This window comes from Thermovibrio sp. (genome assembly GCA_015488335.1).
GTDB lineage: Bacteria > Aquificota > Aquificia > Desulfurobacteriales > Desulfurobacteriaceae > Balnearium.
Window position 1 is genome coordinate 1 of sequence record WFNZ01000019.1, and the last position, 8,561, is coordinate 8,561.

The 8,561-nt window shown below is 46.9% G+C and carries 10 protein-coding genes; 4 read left to right on the forward strand and 6 right to left on the reverse strand.

All coding sequences use genetic code 11. From position 1 onward, the window contains the following. Positions 1-250: hypothetical protein (locus F8H35_RS01670; protein ID WP_472571837.1), on the forward strand; the 250-nt coding region annotated here is incomplete at its 5' end. Positions 251-280: 30 nt separating this feature from the next. Next, a complete protein-coding gene (locus tag F8H35_RS01675; protein WP_472571838.1) occupies positions 281-520 on the forward strand; it encodes an antitoxin in 240 nt (79 codons plus the stop codon). Here the strand turns inward: F8H35_RS01675 and F8H35_RS01680 are convergent. Then, positions 513-1,049: a hypothetical protein gene (locus F8H35_RS01680; RefSeq protein WP_472571839.1), complete on the reverse strand. Its 537-nt coding sequence runs from the start codon at positions 1,047-1,049 to the stop codon at positions 513-515. The genes F8H35_RS01675 and F8H35_RS01680 overlap by 8 nt on opposite strands. Positions 1,050-1,133: 84 nt before the next feature. Here F8H35_RS01680 and F8H35_RS01685 point away from each other — a divergent pair, with 84 nt between their 5' ends. Further along, entirely contained in the window at positions 1,134-1,697 is a 564-nt protein-coding gene (locus F8H35_RS01685; RefSeq protein WP_472571840.1) for a TetR/AcrR family transcriptional regulator, read from the forward strand. Further along, positions 1,697-4,894, forward strand: coding sequence for a BadF/BadG/BcrA/BcrD ATPase family protein (locus F8H35_RS01690; RefSeq protein WP_472571841.1), 3,198 nt, complete (start codon positions 1,697-1,699; stop codon positions 4,892-4,894). Before F8H35_RS01685 ends, F8H35_RS01690 begins: the two co-directional genes overlap by 1 nt. On the opposite strand, the gene F8H35_RS01695 is transcribed toward F8H35_RS01690, so the two are convergent. The 5 genes from F8H35_RS01695 to F8H35_RS01715 all read right to left on the reverse strand — a co-directional run. Then, positions 4,891-5,634 (reverse strand): nitrilase-related carbon-nitrogen hydrolase, encoded by a 744-nt coding sequence (locus tag F8H35_RS01695; protein ID WP_472571842.1) that lies wholly within the window; start codon positions 5,632-5,634, stop codon positions 4,891-4,893. The genes F8H35_RS01690 and F8H35_RS01695 overlap by 4 nt on opposite strands. Further along, positions 5,618-6,172, reverse strand: coding sequence for a peptide-methionine (S)-S-oxide reductase MsrA (gene msrA, locus F8H35_RS01700; protein ID WP_472571846.1), 555 nt, complete (start codon positions 6,170-6,172; stop codon positions 5,618-5,620). The genes F8H35_RS01695 and msrA overlap by 17 nt, the downstream gene beginning before the upstream one ends. Further along, positions 6,165-7,349: a formate-dependent phosphoribosylglycinamide formyltransferase gene (purT, locus tag F8H35_RS01705; RefSeq protein WP_472571843.1), complete on the reverse strand. Its 1,185-nt coding sequence runs from the start codon at positions 7,347-7,349 to the stop codon at positions 6,165-6,167. The genes msrA and purT overlap by 8 nt, the downstream gene beginning before the upstream one ends. Positions 7,350-7,357: 8 nt before the next feature. After that, positions 7,358-8,026 carry an SIMPL domain-containing protein gene (locus F8H35_RS01710; protein WP_472571844.1) on the reverse strand — a complete coding sequence of 223 codons (669 nt, stop codon included), beginning with the start codon at positions 8,024-8,026 and terminating at the stop codon, positions 7,358-7,360. A gap of 22 nt (positions 8,027-8,048) precedes the next feature. Then, positions 8,049-8,561: hypothetical protein (locus F8H35_RS01715; protein WP_472571845.1), on the reverse strand; the 513-nt coding region annotated here is incomplete at its 5' end.

Sequence of the window (8,561 nt, forward strand, 5' to 3'; positions counted from 1 at the left end):
CTCCCTCACTCCCGGAAGAAAATACTTCCTCTTCATTGCAGATAAAAACGGAAAACTTGCAGTTGTTGACGACTCTTTGTCAGGCTTTGAGGAACTGTTAAAAGAGGTGAAGAAGAGAGCTCCCTCTAAAATTCCTGAAAACTACGACAAGGTGGCGTCGGCCTATAAACGCTCCTACACCTCAAACGCCATCCTCATAGTTGCAGCCCTTGCACTGCTCTTTATCCTCTTCCACTCTCTAATTAAGTGAAGTTTCATTTGAACTTACCGAGGAGTTTACGTGAAAGTAACGAAAGTAAGCGGTAATTCTCAGGCAGTCAGGATACCCAAAGAGTTTGCAGTGAAAGAGAAGGAACTGTGTATGACGAAATCGGGTAATAAGATTTTCATCTTTCCGCCTGAGAAAAAATGGGGCGCGGTTTTTGAAGAACTGGAAAGCGTTAAAGAACTATCCAGAGATTTCCTGAAAGAGAGAAATCAACCTAACCCACAGAAAAGAGAGCTATTTAAATTTACTTAGAAGATGGTTTGACCTTTTCAATCTTTATGGAAGGTATCCTGAGCTTCTGAAGTTTCTCCTCAACGGCAGATATGCGGGAAGAGAGGCTGTTCAGCTGAGATTCTATCTGAGAGAGTTTTGTATTTCCATTCTGGCAGCACTCTTTAAGCGCACCAATTTGACTCTGAAGGTCTGAAACCCTCTTTTCTACCCGGTTAACCTCTGTTTCTGTCTCTTTCAGCTCTTTTTTCAGGGTTAGAACGGTTCTTGCGGAAACTTTCTTCGTTGAGAGGAGAGCTCTGCTGAGCTCAATCTCCTTCGCCTCCTGCTTGAGCTGTCTGTTTTCTATGTTGTTAACTGTTGTTTTCAGCTTCGTCAGTTCTTCCCTTAAAACCTGAATCTCTTTCTCTTTTTTGGAGAGCTCCTCTTGTAGAGACCGATTCTGAACCTCTAACACCTGAATTTTAGCCTGAAGGGTGTTTATCTTCTGGTCTCCCGCTGAGACGCATCCTGTAATGAAAAGGGGAATTAAAAGGAGAGCTCTCCTCATCTCTTCCTCCGTTAGTTCTTGAAAATTCTACCAACTGAGGATTAATTTTCTATTGAACTGACATGTCAGTTCAGTGGAGGAGGCGTGAAAGAAAGGGAGAGACAGATTCTCAAACAGGCAAAAAAGCTCTTCTCTGAAAAGGGATTTCACTCACTTACGGTTTCAGACATTGTTGACTCCTTGGGCATTGCAAGGGGAACGTTCTACCTCTACTTCAAGAACAAAGATGACATCTACAAGAAAGTTCTGGAGAACTTGGTTGGTGAAATCTCCTCAAGGCTGAAGCTCCTGCCGAGGGAGAACCCATTGGGGCAGCTGAAGGAGAACGTTCGGGAAGTTCTAAGCCTTTTTGTTGAGGATAGAGAGCTTGCAAAACTCATCCTCTACCACCCTTACAAACTGAACCCTGAGTTTGATGCCGTTCTTGAAAAGTTCTTTGAAGAAATTAAAGGGCTCATAGAGAGTGCCCTCCTTAGAGGTATGGAGATGGGGATTGTGAGGGAGTGCAATGTCAACGTAGTTTCAGCGGCAATTTTAGGAGCTTTCCTGGAAATAGGAAGGGAGCTCCTTGAGGGGAAAATCCCGACCGTTGAGAGCGCCGTTGAGGAGCTCTTAGATCTTTCACTTAAAGGTCTTCTGGAGGGGTAATGTTTAAAGCTGGAATAGACGTCGGATCAACAACCGTTAAGGGAGTTCTTTTAGATAGGGATAACAACATAGTCTTCAGCCACTACGAGAGGCACGAGGCCAAACAGCCCGAAAAGGTCTTAAAGCTCCTTGAGAAGTTTGAGGAGATAGCCGGAAAGGATTTCCAGCTCTTCATGACCGGAAGCGGCGGTGGAGATATAGCAAGGGCTCTTGGAGTGAAGTTCGTTCAGGAGGTTAACGCCGTAAGCCTTGCAGTTGAGACCCTCCACCCTGAAGTCAACTCGGTTGTTGAGCTTGGCGGACAGGACGCAAAGATGATCTTCTGGGTGGACGCTGGCGGTGTGAGGAGAAAGATAACAACCATGAACGATAAGTGTGCCGGCGGAACGGGGGCAACGATAGATAGGATTGTTTCAAAGCTAAAGCTCCCGTTGGACGTTGCAACAACAATTCATTTCAATCCCTCTAAAGTCCATCCGGTTGCGGCAAAGTGCGGGGTCTTTGCAGAAACTGACATAAACAGCCTCCAGAAGGCGGGAGTTCCTGCCGATGAGCTCCTCATCTCACTCTTTAACGCAATCGTTGTTCAAAACCTTGCAGTTCTAACCAGAGGACACACCCTAAGACCTGTTGTTCTCCTCCTTGGGGGGCCGAACACCTACTTCCCTGCCCTTGTTGAGGCCTGGAGATACCACCTTGAAAAGCTCTGGAAAGAGAAGGGAATTGATTACAACGAGAACTCACTTCTTCTTCCTGAGAACTCACACCTCTACGCAGCCCTCGGTTCTGCACTCTTTTCACAGTTTGAGGAGAGCCCATACATAGGAGCCGAAGGACTTAAGGAGTTCAGGAAGACACTTATCCACCTAAAGGCAAAAACGGGGGAGAAGGGACTCTTAAAGCCGGGAGAGAGTTTAGAGGAGTTCAGGGAAAAGTTTGGAGTTAAGCCTTTTAAGCCCAAAGAGTTTAAAAAGGGAGAAAAGGTCAAGGCATTCTTAGGAATAGACGGGGGGTCAACGTCAACGAAAGCTGTCCTGATTGATGAGAATGGGGAACTCCTTGCAACGGCCTACACACTCTCTAAAGGGAACCCTTTAGAGGATACGAAGGAGGTTGTAAGGAGGTTAAAAGAACAGGTTGAGAGGAATGGGGCGGAGCTCCAGATACTCTCAGTTGGAACAACAGGCTACGCTAAAGAGATGCTCAAAGAGACCATAGGTGCAGACGTTGCAGTTGTTGAGACAGTTGCCCACACAATATCGGCAAAGCACTTCTTTAAAGACGTAGACGTTATCGTTGACGTTGGCGGACAGGACATAAAGGTAATGATGCTGAAAAACGGAGAGGTTAAGGACTTTAAGCTAAACACACAGTGTTCTGCGGGGAACGGCTACTTCCTCCAGTCAACGGCTGAGAAGTTCGGCTACAGGGTTGAGGAGTTTGCAGACGTTGCCTTTAAGGCCGAATACGCTCCAAGGTTCAACTTCGGCTGTGCAGTCTTTTTAGAGCAGGACATCGTTAACTTCCAGAGACTTGGCTGGGAGCCCCACGAGATAATGGCAGGCCTTGCCAAGGTTCTTCCCAAGAACGTCTGGCTCTACGTTGTTAAGGAGCCCAACCTGAGGAAACTTGGAAAGAGGTTTCTCCTTCAAGGAGGAACACAGAGGAATCTTGCGGCTGTTAAAGCTCAGTACGACTTCATAAAGGAGAGGGTTCCAGACGCAGAGGTCTTCGTCCACCCGATAACGGGAGAGGCGGGAGCTTTCGGTGCCGCCGTTGAGGCCATGAGGAACTACACGGGAAGAACGAACTTCATAGGACTTGAGGAGCTCCTCTCGCTGAACTTCACCGTTAAGAGCGACGAGACGACAAGGTGCAGTTTCTGCACAAACAGGTGCCAGAGGACATTTGTAAAGGTAAACGCCAGAGTAGGGGAGAAGCTCTACATAATTGCACCCTGCGAGAAGGGAACCGTTTTAGACGTTAAGGACGTAAAAGGGGTTGTTAAAAAGTTCCAGAAAATTAAAGAGGAAAATCCCAACCTCCAGGAGATTTCAGCCAAAAAGGTATTTGAGAGCTACCCGGTCAGTAAGGTGTATCAGGAGAGGGTTTTTGGAATTTTTACAAGGAAGAGCGTTATTGAGAAGAGGAAGAGGCTGAAGGCCGGAATCCCAAGGGTTCTAAACTTCTACGCCCTTGCTCCCTTTTTCAGGGGATACCTTGAGTCCCTTGGGGTTGAGAACTTCGTCTTTTCAGATTACACAAGCGAGAAGATGGTGAGGGAAGAGCTCCGTGGAGGAGCGATAGACCCGTGTTTCCCCAGTAAAGTTGCCCTCGCCCACGTAAGGAACCTCCTGAAGAAAAAGCCTGACTTTATACTCTTTCCAAAAGTAGCGACTTTAAAAACCCTCTTTAAGGACGCTGAGGGCTCCCACGCCTGCCCAACGGTTACTGCAACACCCATCTCTGTAAAGTCTGTTCTTACGAAAGAGGAAGACATATTCAAAAAACTCGGAATTGAGTTTGTTGACCCGATCCTTCACTTTGACGACGAGGAGCTCCTCAAGTGGGAGATGTACGAGGCCTTTAAGGATTTACTCTCTCTAACCAGGAAGGAAAGCGACAGGGCAGTTGAGGAAGGGTTTAAAGCCCTTGAGGCCTACACGAACGAGATGAGGAAGTTGGGAGAGAAAATCTTAAGGAAGGTTGAGCTTGAGGGAAAGATAGCCATTTTAGTCCTTGGAAGGCCTTACCACAACGACCCGGGAATAAACCACGGGATAACGGAGGAGCTCCAGAAACTGGGCTACCCGATTCTGACGATAGACTCGCTCCCGATAACAGAGGAGTTTCTGAAAAAGGTATTCCCCGACAGAGATCCGTTTAAAATCAGGGATATCTGGCCGAAGGCCTACAGTGAGAACAGCACTAAAAAGGTGTGGGGAGCTCTCTACGGCTCACGCCACCCAAACATTGCCCTATTAGACCTCTCCTCATTCCGGTGTGGCCACGACGCCCCCATCTACTCGGTTATTGACGAAATAGTGGAGAAGAGCGGCGTTCCATACTTTACCTTCCACGAAATAGACGAGAACAGGCCGTCTGGCTCAATAAAGATACGGGTTGAGACGATAGACTACTTCCTGAAGGAGAGGATGAAGGAGATGGCAGAGGGGGTTGAGGAGAAGACAGGTTAATCCAGGGGGAGCTTCCTCTCAACCTGGTAGATTACGGCTGTATCAATGTTTCCTGAGATAACTCCCTCAGAGTCTCCGGCCTCTGAGATGACTCTTCCCCACGGGTCAACGATGAGGGAGCTCCCTCCCATCTCCCTCCCTGTCCCGTTTGAGGCGACGAAGAACCGCTGGAGCTCCACAGCCCTAGTCTTAACAAAGAGCTCCCAGTGGAACTTCCTTGCCCTTCCCCACTGTGCCGAAACTGTGAAGACCTCTCCTCCTAAGGTTTTAAGCCTTTCTAAAACAGAATAGAACCTCAGCTCAAAACAGATTACGGGAGCGACAACTCCTACAGAGGTTTCTGCAACCTTTAAGTCGTCAAAACTTACGGCAGTGAAGTAGTCCGTCTCTCCAGTTGGTGGAAACAGTTTAACCTTCGGCCTTGAGAGGAGCTCTCTTCCCCTGTCAAAGACCTTAACAGAGTTAAAGAATTTCCCGTTAACCTTTTCAAAAGCAGTAAAGACGAGGGTAATGCCTAGACCTTCTGAAAAGGAGAGGAGCTCCCTGCAAACCCTTTTAGAGAACTTTACAGCTTCATCTACTCTTTCGTAGCAGAAACCTGTTGGGAAAACCTCAGGGGCAACTACTAAAGAACCCTTCTCACAGAAGTTTAAAAGTGAGAGGAACCGGGAGTAGTTCCTCTCAAAATCGCACTCTACAGTTTCAAACTGAACGGCGTAAGCCTTAAAGGTTCTCCTCAAGGATTCTCCTTCCTCCTTTCTTATCCCACACTATCTCGCAGTACCTCTTCCTGCCACTTCCCTCTTTGTAGTAGAAGTAGTGCATCGGGTTCTTCTCAAAGTACCTCCTGTGGTACTCCTCTGCAGGGTAGAAGTTCTTAAAAGGCTCAACAGAAACAGCTATCGGCTCAGAGAAGAGTCCGCTTTCTTCAAGAACTTTCAGAGCCTTCTCTGCCAATCTTTTCTGCTCCTCGTCGTGGTAGAAGATTACAGGCCTATACTGGCTTCCCCTGTCTGCAAACTGGCCTCCCGGGTCTGTGGGGTCAATGGAAGTCAGAAACGTTATCAGCAGATCCCTGTAGGAAACCTTTTCGGGGTCGTACTTAACCTGAACCGCCTCAACGTGGCCGGTTTTACCGGTACAGACCTCCTCGTATGTAGGGTTCTCAACCTCTCCTCCGGCGTAGCCGGGAACGGCCTCTAAAACGCCGTCAACTCTGCTGAAAGCCTCCTCTATACACCAGAAACATCCGCCTCCAAAGGTTGCCATCTTAACCATTTTCAATAACCCTCATCGCCTCTGCAGCTCTTTTTGCCTTAGCTCTTGCCTCCTCTACACTCTCTCCCCTTGCAACGGCAACTCCCATTCTCCTCTTTGGCCTCGTTGTGGGCTTTCCGAATACCCTCACCCAGACGTTTGGCTCCTTTAGAGCTTCTTCTAATCCTTCATACTCGGGAGCTACCGAGTGGGTCTTGGCGTGGAAGCAGTAGGAAGCTCCGGGGGAGATAAGCTCAATGTGAATGGGAAGACCCAAAATTGCCCTCAGGTGAATCTCAAATTCGCTCATGTTCTGGCTTGCCATCGTTACCATTCCCGTGTCGTGGGGCCTCGGTGAAACCTCGCTAAACCAGACGGTATCTCCCTTAACAAAGAACTCACACCCGAAGATTCCGTAGCCCCCTAAAGCATCTGTTACGGCCTTTGCCATCTCCTGAGCCTTTCTAAGAGCCGTTTCAGTCATTGCCTGTGGCTGCCAGCTCTCGTGGTAGTCCCCCTCCACCTGCCTGTGGCCGATTGGCGGGCAGAAGAGGGTTCCCTGATTTTTCGTTCTAACCGTCAGAAGTGTTATCTCAAAGTCAAAGTCTATAAATTCCTCAATGATAAGGGCGTTTCCCTTACCCCTCGCGTTCTCCTTTGCGTAGTAAAAAGCCTTCTCTATCTCATCAGGAGTTCTAACAACGCTCTGCCCCTTACCGGATGAACTCATAACGGGCTTAACGACAACAGGAAGACCTATTTCCTCAACAGCCTTTTTATACTCCTCTAAAGTCTCTGCAAACCTGTAGCCGGAAGTCTTCAGTCCAAGCTCCTCTGCCGCAAGCCTTCTGATTCCAATCCTGTCCATTGTCAGCTTAACGGCTTTTCCGCTTGGAACAACGTTGAAGCCCTCTTTCTCAAGCTCTAAGAGCATGTCTGTGTCTATTGCCTCAATCTCTGGAACTATAAAGTCGGGCTTTTCCCTGTAGACGATGTTCCTTATCTGTCTTCCGTCTCTCATGTCTATCACGTAGTAGCGGTGGGCAACCTGCTGGGCGGGAGCAAATTGGTAGGAGTCAACTGCCACAACCTCTATTCCCAACCTCATCGCTTCAACGGTAAACTCCTTCCCAAGCTCCCCGCTTCCTAAAAGGAGAACCTTCGTCGCGTTGTGTGAAAGGGGCGTTCCTACCCTCATATCACCTCCTACCTGCAGTTTATTTGAACAGAAGCTCTAATCTCTATTTTCTGGCTGTTCTGGGGCGGTTGCGGGAGTTTTACAGATTGAGCTCTTACAGACTCCATTATAATCGGCGGCCTGCTGACCGTTGAGAAGCTTACAGATTTGAGAAGACACTTTGAGCGGAGCTCCCTCCCGAAAACCCTTGCCTCACTTTCTGCCTCCTTCAGGGCTTCTATCTTCAATTCCTCTAATACTCTCTTTCTAAGCTTATCTGAAACGCACCAGCCAACGGACGAGATGGAGTAGTTGAGGGGAGCTCCCCTCTTTGCCTCTTCCAGAGCCCTTATCACCTCCTCCTGCTGAGATGGGCTTTTTAGGAGGAACCTGTAGTTAATCCTTCCAACAAACCCGACTATCCTGTATCTCCTTTCAGAGGGAATCCACTCTCTATTCGGGAAAACGGTGAACTTCCCACCGGTATATCGGAGTTTTAGGTTCCTTATATAGTCGTCAGCCCTTGAAAGGGCCTGAAGAACCGACGACTCACTCCCTCCCCGAGAAGAGACGGAAACAGAAATACAGTAAACATCCGGCTTAACTTCCCTGTAGATAGTAATCGTGTCTTTTATCTCCGTTGAAAGGGCAACAGACGGGAGAATCAGGGCTAAAAACAGAACCAGAACCTGCCACATAGTAGCTCCTAAGATTTTAATTTCAAAATTTTTCGGCTAAAAAGTAAGTGAAGATAATAAGCATCACTCCGTAAAAACTGGGAAATAAATACTTTAATCTAATAAACTTCCATATACCGGATTTAACTCTTAAACCTACAAATTCTTGTATTCCCAGATTTTCAGCTATTTTTTTGTTTTTATTAACATAGTCTTCTATCACAGCTTCCATCTTTAAAGCCAAGACCAAATTAATTAATGAAAATATTAAGAGAAGAATAATTATTAAGATTCTATAATTAACATTTTTTCCGGTTAAAATATGAATTGAAGCCGCTAAAATCGCAACGTATGCATTCAAACATAAAATTCTTTCGTTTTCAATATGCCGAACATGAAGCCAATTTTGTTCAAAAATAGTTAGTAGTATTTTAGCTTTATTTTCATCTTGTAAACAATCTTTCTCTTTATGCAGCATTTCTACACCAAAATAGTTTTCGCATAGTTTTAATTTTAACCTACAAAGAACTTTAAGAACAAAAGGTAAACCGGAAAG